The organism is Streptomyces sp. SID13666, assembly GCF_010548325.1.
Lineage (GTDB): Bacteria > Actinomycetota > Actinomycetes > Streptomycetales > Streptomycetaceae > Actinacidiphila > Actinacidiphila fildesensis.
This window is the reverse complement of sequence record NZ_JAAGLX010000031.1, coordinates 93,091-108,522: the sequence shown is the minus strand read 5'-3', so window position 1 is coordinate 108,522 and position 15,432 is coordinate 93,091. Positions and strand designations below refer to the sequence as shown.

Below are 15,432 nucleotides of genomic sequence, written 5' to 3'. Positions count from 1 at the left end.
GCGGGACCCAGGGCCCGGCGGGTGCCGCCATGGAGCCCGCCGGCCATCCGCGCCACGAGGAGCCCGCGGCGGCGCTCGCACCCACCCCCGCGGCGCCCGCGTCCGCGGGCTCCACGCCGCCCACCCCGCCCGGCGCCTCCGGCACCCTCGGCACCCGTACGGCGGTTTCCTCGGGCTCGGAGGCCGAGCGGCTGCGGTACGTCGGGGCGGCCACCCGGCGGATCGCCCGCGGTCTGGACCTCGACGAGATCCTGCTGGGCCTGTGCCGCTCCGCCGTCCCCGCGTTCGCCGACGCGATCCTGGTCTACCTCCGCGACCCGCTGCAGGTCGGCGACGAACGGCCGTCAGGGCCGCTCGTGCTCCGGCTGCGGCGCGCCGACGGCGGCCTCGACGAACCCAGCGGGCAGTCCTACGTCGGCACCGTGCTGGCCCCGGTGCCCGCGGAGCCCGCCTACGGCGGCGCCGCCGAGAGCACCCTCGTCCGGCTGGACGGCCCGCTCGCCGAGGTGCTGCGCGGCGTACGCCCGGTCTTCGCGGAGCACCCGCAGTCCGCCGCCGCGCTGGAGGAACTGCTGCGCTTCGGCGAGGGTCCTTCGGCCTCCGCCGGCGCGGGTCGGCCCGGAGAACGGCCCGGATTACACCCCGAGCCGGGTGCCGCCAGGAGCGACAGGCCGCTGCACCCGCCCGTCCTGCCGACCGGACGCCGCGCGATACTCGCCCCGCTGCGCGGCCGCCGCCGGGTCATCGGCGCCGCCGTACTGCTGCGCCGCCCCGACCGGCCGCCGTTCGAGTCCGACGACCTCCTGGTCGCCGCCCAGCTCGCCACCCACACGGCGCTCGGCGTCGACAAGGCGGTGCTGTACGGACGCGAGGCGTACATCGCGGACGCGCTGCAACGCGAGATGCTGCCCGACTCCCTGCCGCAGCCCACCGGGGTCCGGCTCGCCAGCCGCTATCTGCCGGCCGCCGAATCGGCCCGGGTCGGTGGCGACTGGTACGACGCGATCCCGCTGCCCGGCAGCCGCGTCGCGCTCGTCGTCGGCGACGTCATGGGCCATTCCATGACCTCGGCGGCGATCATGGGCCAGCTGCGCACCACCGTGCAGACCCTCGCGGGGCTCGACCTGGCGCCGCAGGAGGTGCTGTACCACCTGGACGAGCAGGCCCAGCGGCTCGGCAGCGACCGCATGGCGACCTGCGTGTACGCGGTCTACGACCCGATCGCGCACCGGCTGGTGGTGGCCAACGCCGGCCACCCGCCGCCCATCCTGCTGCACGCCAACGGCCTGGCCGAGGTGCTGCGGGTACCGCCGGGCGCGCCGATCGGCGTCGGCGGGGTGCCGTTCGAGGCGGTCGAGCTGCCGGCGCCGGCCGGCGCGACCCTCGTGCTGTACACCGACGGCCTCGTCGAGTCCCGGACACGGGACGTCTGGGGCGGCATCGAGCTGCTGCGCGAGCGGCTGCACGACGCCGCGACCGTGCTGTCGCCGCCGCCGCTGGAACCGCTCTGCGACGAGATCCTGGAGATCCTCGGCCCCGGCGACCGCGACGACGACATCGCGCTGCTCGCCGCCCGCTTCGACGGGATCTCGCCGAGCGACGTCGCCTACTGGTACCTGGAGCCGCAGCCGCAGACCGCCGGCCGGGCCCGGCGGCTCGCCCGCCAGGCGCTGCGCCGCTGGGACCTGGAGCACCTGATCGAGCCGACCGAACTCCTGGTCAGCGAGATCGTCACCAACGCCGTCCGGTACGCCGAGCGGCCCATCACGCTGCGGCTGCTGCGCACCGACGTGCTGCGCTGCGAGGTCGGCGACGACGCGCCGCTGCTGCCGCAGATGCGGCACGCCCAGCCGCAGGACGAGGGTGGCCGCGGCCTGTATCTCGTCAGCCGGATGGCTCAGCGGTGGGGGGCCACAAGACTGAGTGCGGGCAAGGTCGTCTGGTTCGAGCTGGCGATTCCGTAGTTCCCGGCACCCGGGCCCGGGTGCCGGAGGCCGCGCGGCTCTGGCGCCCCGCTGTCGCCCGGCGTGCCGAGCGGGAGGTTCGGTGCAAGGGTGGTCGAAGCGACGCCCCGGTACCGGACTCTCGACTCGAACGGGAGACACACGCGATGAGCACCCCGTACACCACCAACAACGCCGGTGTCCCGGCGGAGAGCGACGAGCATTCGCTCACGGTGGGGCCGGACGGCCCGATCCTGCTGCAGGACCACTATCTGATCGAGAAGATGGCCCAGTTCAACCGTGAACGGGTCCCCGAGCGGGTGGTGCACGCCAAGGGCAGCGGAGCCTACGGCAGCTTCGAGGTCACGAACGACGTCAGCCAGTTCACCAAGGCCGATCTCTTCCAGCCGGGCCGGCGCACCGAGATGCTGGCCCGCTTCTCCACCGTCGCGGGCGAGCAGGGCAGCCCGGACTCCTGGCGCGACCCTCGGGGCTTCGCGCTCAAGTTCTACACGGAGCAGGGCAATTACGACCTGGTGGGCAACAACACGCCCGTGTTCTTCGTCCGCGATCCGCAGAAGTTCCAGGACTTCATCCGCTCGCAGAAGCGCCGCGCCGACAACGGCATGCGCGACAACGACATGCAGTGGGACTTCTGGACGCTCTCCCCGGAGACCGCGCACATGGTCACCTGGCTGATGGGCGACCGCGGCATCCCGAAGAACTTCCGCCACATGAACGGCTACGGCTCGCACACCTTCATGTGGGTCAACGGCGCCGGGCAGCGGTTCTGGATCAAGTACCACTTCATCACCGACCAGGGCATCGACTTCCTCACCCAGGCCGACGCGGACGCGCTGGCCGGCGAGGACCCCGATGCCTTCCGGCGCGATCTGTTCGAGACGATCAAGCGCGGCGAACACCCTTCGTGGACGTTGAAGGTGCAGGTCATGCCGTTCGAGGACGCGTCCGGGTACCGGTTCAACCCGTTCGATCTGACCAAGGTGTGGCCGCACGGCGACTACCCGCTGATCGAGGTCGGCCGGATGACGCTGGACAGGAACCCGGAGGATTTCTTCGTCCACATCGAGCAGGCAGCCTTCGAACCGTCGAACATGGTGCCGGGCATCGGCCCGTCCCCGGACAAGATGCTGATCGGCCGGCTCTTCTCGTACCCGGACACCCACCGGTACCGGATCGGCCCGAACTACGCACAACTGCCCCCGAACCGGCCGCACTCGCCGGTCTACTCGTACGCCAAGGACGGCCCGATGCGGTACGAGCCGTCCCGTACGGCCGCCGTGTACGCGCCGAACTCCTACGGGGGTCCCGCCGCCGACACCGAGCGGTTCGGTGAGCCGGCGGGCTGGGCGAGCGCGGGCGAGATGGTGCGGGAGGCGTACGCGCCGCACCGCGAGGACGACGACTGGGGACAGGCCGGCACACAGGTGCGGCAGGTGCTCGACGACGCTGCCCGCGCCCGGCTGGTGACGAACGTTTCCGGCCATCTGCTGAAGGGTGTCAGCGCACCCGTCCTGGAGCGGGCGCTGCAGTACTGGCGCTCCATCGACAAGGAGGTCGGCGACCGGATCTCGGTCGCCGTCAAGAGCGGCTGACCCCGCCGCAGCACCTCCGCCCCTCGAAACCGCAGCCCCGGCGCACGTGTTACCCCCCTCCGTGCCCCGGGGCTGCATTGTCTGCCCATAGCTTGCGGATGATTAATGTGATATCACTTTGCTAGGCGGGCGAATGAGCGCGCCGAGCACTGTGAACGGGGGACCCATGTCCGAGAACCGCACCACCGATCTCCAGTCCGAGATCCCTGAGATGCCTGCCCCGCATGTCACCGAACGGGTGGCCGTCGGCATGCCGGGGCTGCCCTTCCTGCTGATCGCCGTGCCGGTGCTGTTCGGCGGCATCGCGCTCTTCATCGTCGGCATCGCCCAGGCCAAGGACAGCGGCGGCGCGCTGGCGGGCGTCCTGATCGGCGCCGGTGTGCTGATCGCGATCGCCGCCTTCATCACCATGTTCGGCCTCACCCAGGTCGCCCCCGGCGAAGCCCGCGTCTGCCAGCTCTTCGGCCGCTACCAGGGCACCATCCGCCAGGACGGGCTGCGCTGGGTGAACCCGTTCACCAGCCGCCGCAAGATCTCCACCCGGATCCGCAACCACGAGACCGCGGTCCTGAAGGTCAACGACTCGTACGGCAACCCGATCGAGCTGGCCGCGGTCGTCGTCTGGCAGGTCAGGGACTCCGCGCAGGCGGTCTTCGAGGTCGACGACTTCGTGGAGTTCATCGCGATCCAGACCGACACCGCCGTCCGGCACATCGCGACGAACTACCCGTACGACGCGCACGATGTGGAGGGCCTGTCGCTGCGCGGCAACGCCGAGGAGATCACCGAGAAGCTCTCCGTCGAGATCGCCGCGCGGGTCGGCGCGGCCGGCGTGAAGATCATCGAGTCCCGCTTCACGCACCTCGCCTACGCCCCCGAGATCGCCTCCGCGATGCTCCAGCGCCAACAGGCCGGCGCGATCGTGGCCGCCCGCCAGACCATCGTCGAGGGCGCGGTCGGCATGGTCGAGTCCGCACTGACCCGGATCTCCGAGCAGGGCATCGTCGAGCTCGACGAGGAGCGCAAGGCCGCCATGGTCAGCAACCTGCTCGTGGTCCTGTGCGGTGACCGCGCCGCCCAGCCCGTACTCAACACCGGGACCCTCTACCAGTGACGGAACGCACCGGCCGCGCCGCCCGCAAGCAGGTGCTGCTGAGGCTCGACCCCGCCGTCCACGACGCCATCGCGACGTGGGCGGCGACCGAGCTCCGCAGCACCAACGCGCAGATCGAGTTCCTGCTGCGCCGGGCGCTCGCCGAGGCCGGGCGCCTCCCCGGCGCCGCCGGGCCGATCCCCCGCCGCGGCCGTCCGGCCCGGTCGGCGGAGCCGTCCGCAGAGTCGTCCGCAGAGCCGCAGACAGAACCGTCGGCAGAGGGAGGAAAAGGGATCGAGAGCCGATAGGAGTGGCTTGACCTGCGATGATCCACTACACACCACGTCTATACACACCACGTATACACGTCATGTAGAGTGCTCGCATGTCAATCGGCCACACCCTGCTCGGGCTTCTTGAGTCCGGCCCACGCCATGGTTACGACCTCAAGCGCGCCTTCGACGAACGCTTCGGCCACGACCGCCCGCTGCACTACGGGCAGGTCTATTCGACGATGGCCCGACTCCTGAAGAACGGGCTCGTGGAGGTCGAGGGCATAGAGCCCGGCAGCGGCCCCGAGCGCAAGCGGTACGCGATCACCGACGCCGGACTGACCGACGTCGAGACGTGGCTCGCCCAGCCCGAGAAGCCCGAGCCGTATCTGCAGACGACCCTGTACACAAAGGTCGTCCTCGCCCTCCTGACCGGCCGCAGCGCCATCGACCTGCTGGACACCCAGCGCGCCGAGCATCTGCGGCTCATGCGGGAACTGACCCGTCGCAAGTCCAGCGGCGACCTCGCCGACCAGCTGATCTGCGATCACGCTCTCTTCCACCTCGAGGCGGATCTGCGGTGGCTGGAACTCACCGCCGCCCGGCTCGACCAGCTCGCGACGGAGGTACGCAAGTGACCAGCTCCACCCCTCAGCCCAGCACGCCGCTGCTCTCCGCCGACGCGCTGCACAAGACCTACGGCCCCACCCCCGCCCTGGACGGCGCCGACTTCACGATCCGCTCCGGCGAGGTCGTGGCCGTGATGGGCCCCTCCGGCTCCGGCAAGTCGACGCTGCTGCACTGCCTGGCCGGCATCGTGCGGCCCGACGCCGGCAAGGTCCTGTACCGGGGCGAAGAGCTGTCCGCCATGTCGGACGCCGCCCGCAGCGCGCTGCGCCGCGGTGACTTCGGGTTCGTCTTCCAGTTCGGCCAGCTCGTCCCCGAGCTGACCTGCGTCGAGAACGTGGCGCTGCCGCTGCGGCTGAACGGCACCAAGCGCAAGGAGGCCGAGCGGCTGGCCACCGAGTGGCTGCACCGGCTGGAGGTCGACGACCTCGGGCACAAGCGCCCCGGCGAGGTCTCCGGCGGCCAGGGCCAGCGGGTCGCGGTGGCCCGTGCGCTGGTCGGCGGACCCCGGGTGATCTTCGCGGACGAGCCGACCGGCGCCCTGGACTCCCTCAACGGCGAGCGCGTCATGCGGCTGCTCACCGACGCCGCCCGGGACACCGGCGCGGCCGTCGTCCTGGTGACCCACGAAGCGCGGGTCGCCGCGTACTCCGACCGCGAGATCGTCGTACGCGACGGCAAGTCCCGTGACATGGAGCGGGTCGCGTGAGCACGCCCTCGGAGAACGCCCCGCGCACCACTCCTCCACGCACCCTGCCGCGCACCGACGCCCGTACCTGGGTCCGCGACCTCGCGCTCGGCGCGCGCTTCACGCTCGCCGGCGGCAAGGAAGGCTGGATCCGCAACCTGCTGACCGCCGTCGGCGTCGGCCTCGGCGTGGCGGTGCTGCTGCTCGCGTCCGCCGTCCCGGCGATGATGCAGGCCCGCTCGGATCGCAGCCACGACCGTGACGACATGTACTTCGGCGAGAAGCTGAAGCCGACCGCGTCGACCATGCTGATCAACAACACCGACACCGTGTACCACGGCGTGGACGTCTACGGCCGGGTCCTGGACCCCGACGGCGACAAGCCGCCGGTACCGCCCGGCCTGAGCAGGGTCCCGGCCCCGGGCGAGATGACCGTCTCCCCCGCGCTCGCCAAGCTGCTGGACTCCTCCGAGGGCAAGCTGCTCAAGGAGCGGCTCAACTACCGCGTCACCGGCACCATCGCCAAGGCCGGACTGCTCGGCCCCGCCGAACTCGTCTACTACGCGGGCAGCGACACCCTCACCGACGCACACGCCACCCGCGTCGACACGATCGGCGGCGCCCGGCGCAGCTCCGAGGGGCTGGGCGCGGTCCTGACCCTGCTCGTCATCATCGGCCTCGTGGTGCTGCTGATGCCGGTGGCCATCCTCATCGCCACCGCCGTCCGATTCGGCGGCGAACGCCGCGACCGGCGGCTCGCCGCACTGCGGCTGGTCGGCGCCGACACCCGGATGACCCGACGGATCGCGGCCGGCGAGGCACTCGTCGGCGCGGCCGTCGGGCTCGTGTTCGGCCTCGGGTTCTTCCTGCTGGGACGGCACTTCACCGGGCAGATCGAGCTGTACAGGCTGAGCGTCTTCCCCTCCGACGTCCGGCCCGGCACCGGCCTCGCCCTGCTGATCGTGCTCGGCGTCCCGGCGGCGGCCGTCGCGGTCACCGTCCTCGCACTGCGCGGTATCGCCATCGAACCGCTGGGGGTCGTCCGCAACGCGGCACTGCGCAAGCGCCGCCTGTGGTGGCGGCTGCTCATCCCGGTCGCCGGGCTGGCGCTGCTGGCCCCGCTGTTCGGCGGCGTCCAGGGCAACGCGGACCTCAACGCGTACCAGATCTCGGCGGGCACGATCCTGCTGCTCGTCGGTGTCACCGCCGTCCTGCCCTGGCTCGTCGAGATGATCGTCAACCGCTTCGGCGGCGGCCGGATCCCCTGGCAGCTCGCCACCCGCCGTCTGCAGCTCAACAGCGGCGCCTCCGCCCGGATGGTCAACGGCATCACCGTCGCGGTGGCCGGCGCCATCGCCCTGCAGATGCTGTTCAGCGGCATCGAGAGCGGCTTCACCTCCGACACCGGCAAGGACCCGAACCGGGCCCAGATGCAGGCGAGCGTCGATGTCGCCGACGGCCCGCAGGCGACGGCCGCGTTCCAGGCCTACCGGACCACCCCCGGAGTGCGTTCGGCGCTCGGTCTCGTCCAGACGTCCGCCATCCCCGACGGCGCGGCGGCGAAGGCGAAGGCCTCCGGCAACCCCGACGCCGCGGGCGAGATCCTGGAGTTCCCGGTGATCGTCGGCGACTGCGCCGCACTCGCCGAGATCGCCGCCGTCGGCGACTGCGCCGACGGAAGCGTCTACCGCGTCCTGCCGGACGCGTCGTACACGACCCCGCCCGACATCTCCAAGGCCGGCGCCCGGCTGGACCTCAACGCCCCGCAGAGCGGCGTGCTGACCGGCCCGCCCCGGCCGTGGACCGTCCCGGCCACCGCCCGCACGGTCAAGTCCCGCACCAGCCCCAACGGCGACGTGCAGTGGGGCATCCTCGCCACCCCCGGCACCCTGGACGTGGCCCGGACGCAGCAAGCGCGCGCCACGGTGCTGATCAAGCTCGACGCGCAACGGCCGGACGCGGAGGAGTACGTCCGCAACACCACGGCCCGGCTGGGCGAGAGCGCGAACACCTACACGCTCGAAGGCACCCGCACGGTGCGCAAGTACACCAGCATCAAGCGCGGGTTGCTGATCGGCGCGGTCACCACCCTGCTGCTGATCGGCATCAGCCTGCTGGTCTCGATGCTGGAGCAGCTGCGCGAGCGCAAGAAGCTGCTCGCGGTGCTGATCGCCTTCGGCACCCGGCGCTCCACCCTCGGGCTGTCGGTGCTGTGGCAGACCGCGCTACCGGTCGCCCTCGGCCTGGCGCTGGCGGTGATCGGCGGCCTCGGACTCGGCTCCGTGCTGCTGAAGATGGTCGGCTCACCGATCCGCGTCGACTGGGCGAGTGCCGCGACGATGACGGGCGTCGGGGCGGGCGTGGTCCTGCTCGTCACGCTGCTCAGCCTGCCACCGCTGTGGCGCATGATGCGCCCGGACGGTCTGCGGACCGAGTAGCCCCACCGGATTCCGGCACCGACGCCGGCCGGACCTGCTTCCCTCAGGCCCGGCCGGCGTCGGCGTACTCCAACACGTCCGCCCCGTCCGTCACGTTCTCCGCTGCCTCCGCGTCCTCCGCGTCGAGGACGCGCACCGGCAGCGGCCGCAGCGCCTCGCGCAGCGCGGCCGCGAAGGCCGTGAACTCCTCCGCACGGGCGGTCCCGCCGCGCATCGCGAGCGCGATCCGCCGTGACGGCGCGGGATCCGCGAAGTACCCGGTCGACAGCTGGTCGTTGCGCCCGGTCTCCACCAGCAGCGCGGTCCGCGGCAGCAGTGTCACCCCGAGCCCGCCCGCGACCAGCTGCACGAGCGTGGACAGCCCGGCCGCGGTGGTCGTCACCGGAACGCCGCCCGGCCGCCCGGCCTCCCGGCAGATGTCGAGCGCCTGGTCGCGCAGGCAGTGCCCCTCGTCGAGCAGCAGCAGGTCCATCTCCCGCAGCGCCTCACGGGGAATGGCCTGCCGTCCGGCCAGCCAGTGCCCCTGCGGTGCGACCACGGCGAAGTCCTCGTCGAAGAGCGGCAGTTCGGTCACCCCGGGCATCCCGAGCGGCACCGCGAGCAGCAGCAGATCGAGCCGCCCACCGGTCAGCCCCTCCAGCAGTGATGACGTCTGCTCCTCGTGCACCTGCAGATCCAGCGCCGGGTAGCGGACATGGACCAGCCGCAGCACCGTCGGCAGCAGATACGGCGCGACGGTCGGAATCACCCCGAGCCGCAACACTCCCGTGAACGGCGCCCGCGCCGCCTCCGCCTCCTCCATCAGCTCCCCCACGGCGTCGAGCACGCTCCGTGTCCGCGCCGCGATCCGCTCCCCCGCCGCGGTGAGCAGCACCCTGCGCGTCGTCCGCTCGACCAGCTGCACTCCCAACGTCTCCTCCAGCGCGGCGACCGCACCGGAGAGCGCCGGCTGACTGGTCCCGATGGACGCCGCCGCATCACGGAAGTGCAGGTACTCGGCCACGGCGGCGAAGGCCCGCAACTGGGACAGGCTGGGCTGCTTGCTCACTGACACTCCGGGCTACTGATAGGCGACTCCGATCAACGCCGTCGAGTCTAGCTATTTCTGTGATCAATAGACGCCATGGGAGGGTGGAATACGTCCAACCCTCTGGAAAGCCTCAAAAGGGATTTCCAATGTTTCAAGGAGAGCGCGTGCTCACTGTCGGTGACAAGTTCCCCACCTACGACCTGACTGCCTGCGTCGATCTCGACGCGGACAAGGCCTTCGCCCAGATCGACCACAAGTCGTACGAGGGCAAGTGGCGCGTGGTGTTCTTCTGGCCGAAGGACTTCACCTTCGTCTGCCCGACCGAGATCGCCGCGTTCGGCAAGCTGAACGACGAGTTCGCCGACCGCGACGCCCAGATCCTCGGCGTTTCCGGCGACTCCGAGTTCGTGCACCACGCCTGGCGCAAGGACCACGCCGATCTGCGTGACCTGCCCTTCCCGATGCTCGCGGACTCCAAGCACGAGCTCATGCGCGACTGCGGCGTCGAGGGCGAGGACGGCTTCGCGCAGCGTGCCGTGTTCATCGTCGACCCCAACAACGAGATCCAGTTCACGATGGTGACCGCCGGTTCCGTGGGGCGTAACCCCAAGGAGGTGCTGCGGGTGCTCGACGCCCTGCAGACCGACGAGCTGTGCCCGTGCAACTGGAGCAAGGGCGAGACGACCCTCGACCCGGTCGCGCTCCTCGCGGGCGAGTGATCCGGTATGTCACTGGACAACCTCAAGTCGGCGCTGCCCGACTACGCCAAGGACCTGAAGCTGAACCTCGGTTCGGTCATCGGTAACTCCGAGCTTCCGCAGCAGCAGCTGTGGGGCACGGTGCTCGCCGTCGCCATCGCGTCGCGTTCGCCGCGGGTGCTGAGCGAGCTGGAGCCGGAGGCCAAGACCAACCTCTCGCCCGAGGCGTACACCGCCGCCAAGTCCGCTGCCGCGATCATGGCGATGAACAACGTCTTCTACCGGACCCGGCACCTGCTGTCGGACCCGGAGTACGGCACGCTGCGCGCGGGGCTGCGGATGAACGTCATCGGCAACCCGGGTGTGGAGAAGGTCGACTTCGAGCTGTGGTCGCTGGCGGTCTCGGCCGTCAACGGCTGCGGCCAGTGCCTGGACTCGCACGAGGCCGTACTGCGCAAGGCGGACGTCTCGCGCGAGACGATCCAGGAAGCGGTCAAGATCGCCGCCGTCGTCCAGGCGGTCGGAACGACGCTGGACGCCGAGGCCGTCATCGCCGGCTGAGCAGCCGCACCGCATCACGCAGCGGGCCCCCGACCGATGGTCGGGGGCCCGCTGTACGTGTGCGGTTGTGCGTGCCCAGGTGCTAGCTCTCCTCCGCCAGGCCGCCGATCGGGGCGAGCTCCTCGACCGTGGCGCCGTGCGGGCCGGGCTCGGTGACCATGGCGGCCTCCCGGGCGTGGCTGCGGAGATAGCCGACGACCGTGTTCGTCACGGCGACGAGCGGGACCGCGACGACGGCGCCGCCGATGCCGGCGATGAGCGAGCCGGCGGCGACGGAGAGCACCACGGCCAGCGGGTGGACGCGGACGGCGCGGCCGAGGATGAAGGGCTGCAGGATGTGGCCCTCGATCTGCTGGACCGCGAGCACCACGATGAGCACCATCAGGGCGGTGAACGGCCCCTCGGTCACGAGCGCGACGACCATCGCCAGCGCGCCCGAGGCGACCGCGCCGACCAGCGGGACGAAGGCGGCGACGAAGATGACGACGGCCAGCGGCACCGCCATCGGCACGTTCAGGAACCAGATGCCCACGCCGATGAAGACGGCGTCGATGAGGGCCACTATCACCGTGCCGCGCACGTAGAGCGTCAGCGTCCGCCAGGCGCGCGGCCCGGCGCCCGCCAGCCCGTCGCGGGCGGCGGCCGGAAAGAGCTTGAGGGTCCAGTTCCAGATGTTGCGGCCGTCGTAGAGCAGGAAGAGCGTGCTGAACATCGCGAGCAGCATGCCGGTGAGCAGTTCGACGATGACGGTGACGCCCTGGAGGCCGGCGTCGGTGACGGCCTTGGTGTTCGTGCTGATGGTGTCGGTGAGGTTCTTGGCGAGCTGGTTGATCTGGTCCTCGGTGACGTGGAACGGGCTGTTGAGCAGCCAGCGCTTCATCTCGGCGACGCCGTCGGTGAGCTTGGTGGACAGGTCGTCGACGTTGTCCATCACCTGCCACACGACGAACCAGCCGACCAGGCCCATCAGCACGAAGCCGCCGATGAAGGTGATGCCGGTGGCGAGGCCGCGCGGTACCCCGGCGCGTCTGAGCCGGCCCACGACGGGCTGGAGCAGCGCGGTGATGAGGAGCGCGGCGACGAAAGCCAGGACGACCAGTTGGATGGCGCCGATGATCCGCATCAGCACCCAGACGGTGCCGGCCAGTACCAGCAGCCGCCAGGCGACCTCGGCCGCGACGCGCATGCTCCACGGCACGACGCCCAGCGGGTCGGGCAGCTGTGCGCCGCCCGGCGCCTGCGGCGGATGGCCGGCGGCCGCCACGGCCTTGGGCGCGGGCCTCGGCTCGGACTCGGCTGCGGTCCCGGATCCGGCCTTCCGCGGGACCTGCGGTCGCGGCCTGGTCTTCGGCGGCGGGGCGTCGGGCTGCTCGTCCTGCTCGGCCGTCACCTCCGCGCGCCGTTCGTCGAGGCGGTCGGCGAGCTTGGCCAGCTTGGAGGCAACCACCGCGCTCCAATGGCGCTTTTCCGACATCGCGTTCCCCTGCCCCTTCGTACCGGCACCCGCACCGGCATCGGTGAGGAGGACGACGTTACCCGTGCCCGGGGTTGCCTCTCCTGCCGCCCGCCCTGTACCGCTCCGCTCATGCGTGTGCCCCCCGACCGGCTGGGGTCGGGGGGCACACGGGGAAGCTCACCTGATACCGGGACGAACCGGCCGCCGTGACTCAGTACGAGTGGTGCTGCTGCCAGTAGGACCAGGCACCGCACGGGCTGTCGTACCGCTCGTTCATGTAGTTGAGGCCCCACTTGATCTGCGTGGCCGGATTGGTCCGCCAGTCGGCGCCGACGGAAGCCATCTTCGAGCCCGGGTAGGACTGCACGAGTCCGTACGCGCCAGAGGACTGGTTGGTCGCCGTGTAGTCCCAGCCGCTCTCGTGCTCCACGATGTTGGAGAAGCACTGGAACTGGCTGGAGCCGACGATCTGCAGGGCCATGGCCTTGACTTCGGCCGTCGTGTACGAGCTCTTGACCGCGAACGTCGCACGCTCCGCGGAACGGCTCGCCGCCGCCTTCGCCTCCAGTTCCCGGGCTTCCTTCGCCTTGGCGGCCGCTTCGTCGGCGGCCTTCTTCTTGGCGGAGGCGTCCTTGGCTGCCTGCTGGCGCGCGCTGTCCTCGGCTGCCTTCTTCGCTGTCGCGTCGGCGGCGTCGGACTGTGCCTGCGCCTGCTGCGTCAGTGAAGCCTGCTGAACCTGCTGGCCAGCGGGTATGTCCGCGAGTACGGTCGTCGCGCCGGCGGCCTCGACAGGCTGGTTGGAGCCCTGGTCAGCGCCTGCTGCGACGCCGACTACGGCGCCCACGGTGGTGACTGCGGTGGCCGAGGCCACTGCGAATCCCCGGACCGAGATCCGGCTCACACGGTTGTCCTTCCAGCACCGTCCGCGTGGTGACCTCGCGGACCGAATCGTGCCCCTGAACGCTGGCCTCCCCTTGTTCCGGACCGCGAACGGTCCGACTGGTCACGGGGGCACTGGCCCGGTGCGGGTCCCTGACGGGATTCCGCGTGGTGCTCGGGCGGCTTACGGCGGCAACGCTGTTCAGTTCTGGGGTTCCACACCGCTGGGGGTGTGGGTGTGCCGTAAGCGGGGCCTGACAGCGTCACACCCTAGCGGGAAGGGAAGGCCGTCAAGCAATTTACGGATGCGTGGCAAACATCACACGGCTTCATGAGCGGAAAACCCCGGCGCGGCGCGCCCCACAACGCTAGGCTGCTGCGCCCCTTGGGGACGCAGCAGCCTCAACTCACGCACGGTTACCGGATCATACCCCGTTGTCCTCCAGCAACTCCGTCACCAATGCGGCGATCGGGGAGCGTTCGGACCGGTTCAGGGTGATGTGCGCGAAGAGCGGATGTCCCTTGAGCTTTTCGACGACGGCCACCACACCGTCGTACCGCCCGACCCTCAAGTTGTCCCGCTGTGCCACGTCATGGGTCAGAATGACCCGCGATCCGGCACCGATACGCGACAGAACGGTCAACAGGACGTTCCGTTCGAGCGACTGGGCCTCGTCCACGATCACGAACGCGTCGTGGAGCGACCGGCCGCGGATGTGGGTCAGTGGCAGCACTTCGAGCATGCCCCGCGCCACGACCTCCTCGATGACCTCCTTCGATGTCACCGCGGACAGGGTGTCGAAGACAGCCTGAGCCCAAGGGCTCATCTTCTCCGACTCACTGCCCGGCAGGTATCCCAGCTCCTGTCCGCCGACCGCGTACAGCGGCCGGAAGACCATCACCTTGCGGTGCTGCTGACGCTCCAGCACCGCCTCCAGGCCCGCGCACAGGGCCAGTGCCGACTTGCCGGTGCCGGCCCGGCCGCCCAGCGACACGATCCCCACATCGGGATCGAGCAGCAGATCCAGCGCGACCCGCTGTTCCGCGCTGCGGCCGTGCAGCCCGAAGGCCTCCCGGTCGCCGCGCACCAGCCGCACCCGGCCGTCCTCGGTCACCCGGCCGAGCGCCTTGCCGCGCTCGGACTGGAGGACCAGTCCGGTGTGCACGGGCAGGTCGCCCGCCTCGGGCAGGACGATGACCTCTTCCGCGTAGAGCCTGTCCACCTCCTCCGCGTCGACCAGCAGCTCCTCCATACCGGTCCAGCCCGACGTGATCGCCAGCTCGGCCCGGTACTCCTCGGCCGCGAGGCCGACGGAGGAGGCTTTCACCCGCAGCGGCAGGTCCTTGGAGACGACCGTGACGTCGTACCCCTCGGCCTGGAGGTTGCGGGCGACCGCCAGAATGCGCGAATCGTTGTCACCTAGCCGGAACCCGACGGGGAGCACCCCGGGGTCCGAGTGGTTCAGTTCGACGCGGAGCGTGCCACCCAGCTCGCCGATCGGGATCGGGGCGTCGAGACGCCCGTACTTGATCCGGAAGTCGTCGAGCAGCCGCAACGCCTGTCGGGCGAAGTAGCCGAGCTCTGGATGGGCCCGCTTGGCCTCCAACTCCGTGACCACCACCACCGGGAGCACGACTTCGTGCTCGTCGAAGCGGGTGAGGGCATTGGGGTCGGCAAGCAGGACGCTGGTGTCGAGGACGTAAGTGCGCCGGTCGTGCTCCCGGCGATTCTTGCTTTTCACCACGTGTGGACGAACCCCCTCGGGCAGAGGTCGGGGTGCGACAACGTCGCGCTGTACTGGGCCGGGACCGGGCGCGTGGGCCGGTCCGCGGCCCTCCGTAAACGGCACGTCCGTGGGCAATGGGCCTCCCGGGCGGACGAACCTGGGTGCCGTCCGCTGTTGACCGGTGTATGCCCTCGAAAGCGGGTGCCTATGCGACTGCATATGACAGCTGTGCCATCAATCCTGGCGCGGGCCCGAAAAAAGTGCGGCAGATGAACGGAAGATGCTGCGGCAGATGGCCGAAGGAGGCTACGGAGCGGCCACTCGGGGTCGGCCGCGGGAGGTACCCGGGATCGGCAGGAGGGGGTACTCGCGGTCGGCCGGACGTGGTCGTCGAGCCGGCCTCG

Annotated in this window: 13 protein-coding genes; 9 read left to right on the top strand and 4 right to left on the bottom strand. The window is 70.7% G+C overall.

Annotated features, from left to right (window positions below; all coding sequences use genetic code 11):
• Nucleotides 1–29: 29 nt before the first annotated feature.
• From G3I60_RS30895 to G3I60_RS30865, 7 genes are all read left to right on the top strand, one after another.
• The gene (locus G3I60_RS30895; protein ID WP_164608032.1) at nucleotides 30–1,964 is read left to right on the top strand and encodes an ATP-binding SpoIIE family protein phosphatase; all 1,935 of its coding nucleotides are present in this window, start codon (nucleotides 30–32) and stop codon (nucleotides 1,962–1,964) included.
• A 146-nt stretch (nucleotides 1,965–2,110) separates the two neighbouring features.
• On the top strand, nucleotides 2,111–3,559 hold the full coding sequence (locus G3I60_RS30890) for a catalase (protein ID WP_138352110.1): 1,449 nt from the start codon (nucleotides 2,111–2,113) through the stop codon (nucleotides 3,557–3,559).
• A gap of 166 nt (nucleotides 3,560–3,725) precedes the next feature.
• Nucleotides 3,726–4,673 carry an SPFH domain-containing protein gene (locus G3I60_RS30885; protein ID WP_138352111.1) on the top strand — a complete coding sequence of 316 codons (948 nt, stop codon included), beginning with the start codon at nucleotides 3,726–3,728 and terminating at the stop codon, nucleotides 4,671–4,673.
• Nucleotides 4,670–4,960, top strand: coding sequence for a hypothetical protein (locus tag G3I60_RS30880; RefSeq protein WP_164295358.1), 291 nt, complete (start codon nucleotides 4,670–4,672; stop codon nucleotides 4,958–4,960). Before G3I60_RS30885 ends, G3I60_RS30880 begins: the two co-directional genes overlap by 4 nt.
• Before the next feature lie 77 nt (nucleotides 4,961–5,037).
• Nucleotides 5,038–5,562, top strand: coding sequence for a PadR family transcriptional regulator (locus G3I60_RS30875; RefSeq protein WP_138352113.1), 525 nt, complete (start codon nucleotides 5,038–5,040; stop codon nucleotides 5,560–5,562).
• Nucleotides 5,559–6,260 carry an ABC transporter ATP-binding protein gene (locus G3I60_RS30870; protein ID WP_164295359.1) on the top strand — a complete coding sequence of 234 codons (702 nt, stop codon included), beginning with the start codon at nucleotides 5,559–5,561 and terminating at the stop codon, nucleotides 6,258–6,260. The genes G3I60_RS30875 and G3I60_RS30870 overlap by 4 nt, the downstream gene beginning before the upstream one ends.
• Complete coding sequence (locus tag G3I60_RS30865) at nucleotides 6,257–8,677, top strand: FtsX-like permease family protein (protein ID WP_343241328.1); 2,421 nt, start codon at nucleotides 6,257–6,259, stop codon at nucleotides 8,675–8,677. The genes G3I60_RS30870 and G3I60_RS30865 overlap by 4 nt, the downstream gene beginning before the upstream one ends.
• A 43-nt stretch (nucleotides 8,678–8,720) precedes the next feature.
• Here the strand turns inward: G3I60_RS30865 and G3I60_RS30860 are convergent, their stop codons facing one another.
• The gene (locus G3I60_RS30860; RefSeq protein ID WP_244809374.1) at nucleotides 8,721–9,725 is read right to left on the bottom strand and encodes a hydrogen peroxide-inducible genes activator; all 1,005 of its coding nucleotides are present in this window, start codon (nucleotides 9,723–9,725) and stop codon (nucleotides 8,721–8,723) included.
• Between the two features lie 146 nt (nucleotides 9,726–9,871).
• Between G3I60_RS30860 and G3I60_RS30855 the strand changes: the two genes are divergently transcribed.
• Both G3I60_RS30855 and G3I60_RS30850 read left to right on the top strand, forming a co-directional pair.
• Complete coding sequence (locus G3I60_RS30855) at nucleotides 9,872–10,426, top strand: peroxiredoxin (RefSeq protein WP_138352116.1); 555 nt, start codon at nucleotides 9,872–9,874, stop codon at nucleotides 10,424–10,426.
• 6 nt (nucleotides 10,427–10,432) lie between these two features.
• Nucleotides 10,433–10,966 (top strand): alkyl hydroperoxide reductase, encoded by a 534-nt coding sequence (locus tag G3I60_RS30850; RefSeq protein WP_164295360.1) that lies wholly within the window; start codon nucleotides 10,433–10,435, stop codon nucleotides 10,964–10,966.
• Between the two features lie 82 nt (nucleotides 10,967–11,048).
• Here G3I60_RS30850 and G3I60_RS30845 read toward each other — a convergent pair whose 3' ends face one another.
• From G3I60_RS30845 to G3I60_RS30835, 3 genes are all read right to left on the bottom strand, one after another.
• Nucleotides 11,049–12,440, bottom strand: a complete 1,392-nt coding sequence (locus G3I60_RS30845) for an AI-2E family transporter (protein WP_164295361.1) — start codon at nucleotides 12,438–12,440, stop codon at nucleotides 11,049–11,051.
• Between the two features lie 193 nt (nucleotides 12,441–12,633).
• Nucleotides 12,634–13,323, bottom strand: a complete 690-nt coding sequence (locus G3I60_RS30840) for a transglycosylase SLT domain-containing protein (RefSeq protein ID WP_138352119.1) — start codon at nucleotides 13,321–13,323, stop codon at nucleotides 12,634–12,636.
• Nucleotides 13,324–13,726: 403 nt separating this feature from the next.
• Nucleotides 13,727–15,046, bottom strand: a complete 1,320-nt coding sequence (locus G3I60_RS30835) for a PhoH family protein (protein WP_138352120.1) — start codon at nucleotides 15,044–15,046, stop codon at nucleotides 13,727–13,729.
• Nucleotides 15,047–15,432: the final 386 nt, after the last annotated feature.

Coding starts and splice junctions, on each gene's coding strand:
- G3I60_RS30895 (WP_164608032.1), top strand. CDS start 30: ATGGAGCCCGCCGGCCATCCGCGCCACGAGGAGCCCGCGGCGGCGCTC.
- G3I60_RS30890 (WP_138352110.1), top strand. CDS start 2,111: ATGAGCACCCCGTACACCACCAACAACGCCGGTGTCCCGGCGGAGAGC.
- G3I60_RS30885 (WP_138352111.1), top strand. CDS start 3,726: ATGTCCGAGAACCGCACCACCGATCTCCAGTCCGAGATCCCTGAGATG.
- G3I60_RS30875 (WP_138352113.1), top strand. CDS start 5,038: ATGTCAATCGGCCACACCCTGCTCGGGCTTCTTGAGTCCGGCCCACGC.
- G3I60_RS30850 (WP_164295360.1), top strand. CDS start 10,433: ATGTCACTGGACAACCTCAAGTCGGCGCTGCCCGACTACGCCAAGGAC.
- G3I60_RS30845 (WP_164295361.1), bottom strand. CDS start 12,440: ATGTCGGAAAAGCGCCATTGGAGCGCGGTGGTTGCCTCCAAGCTGGCC.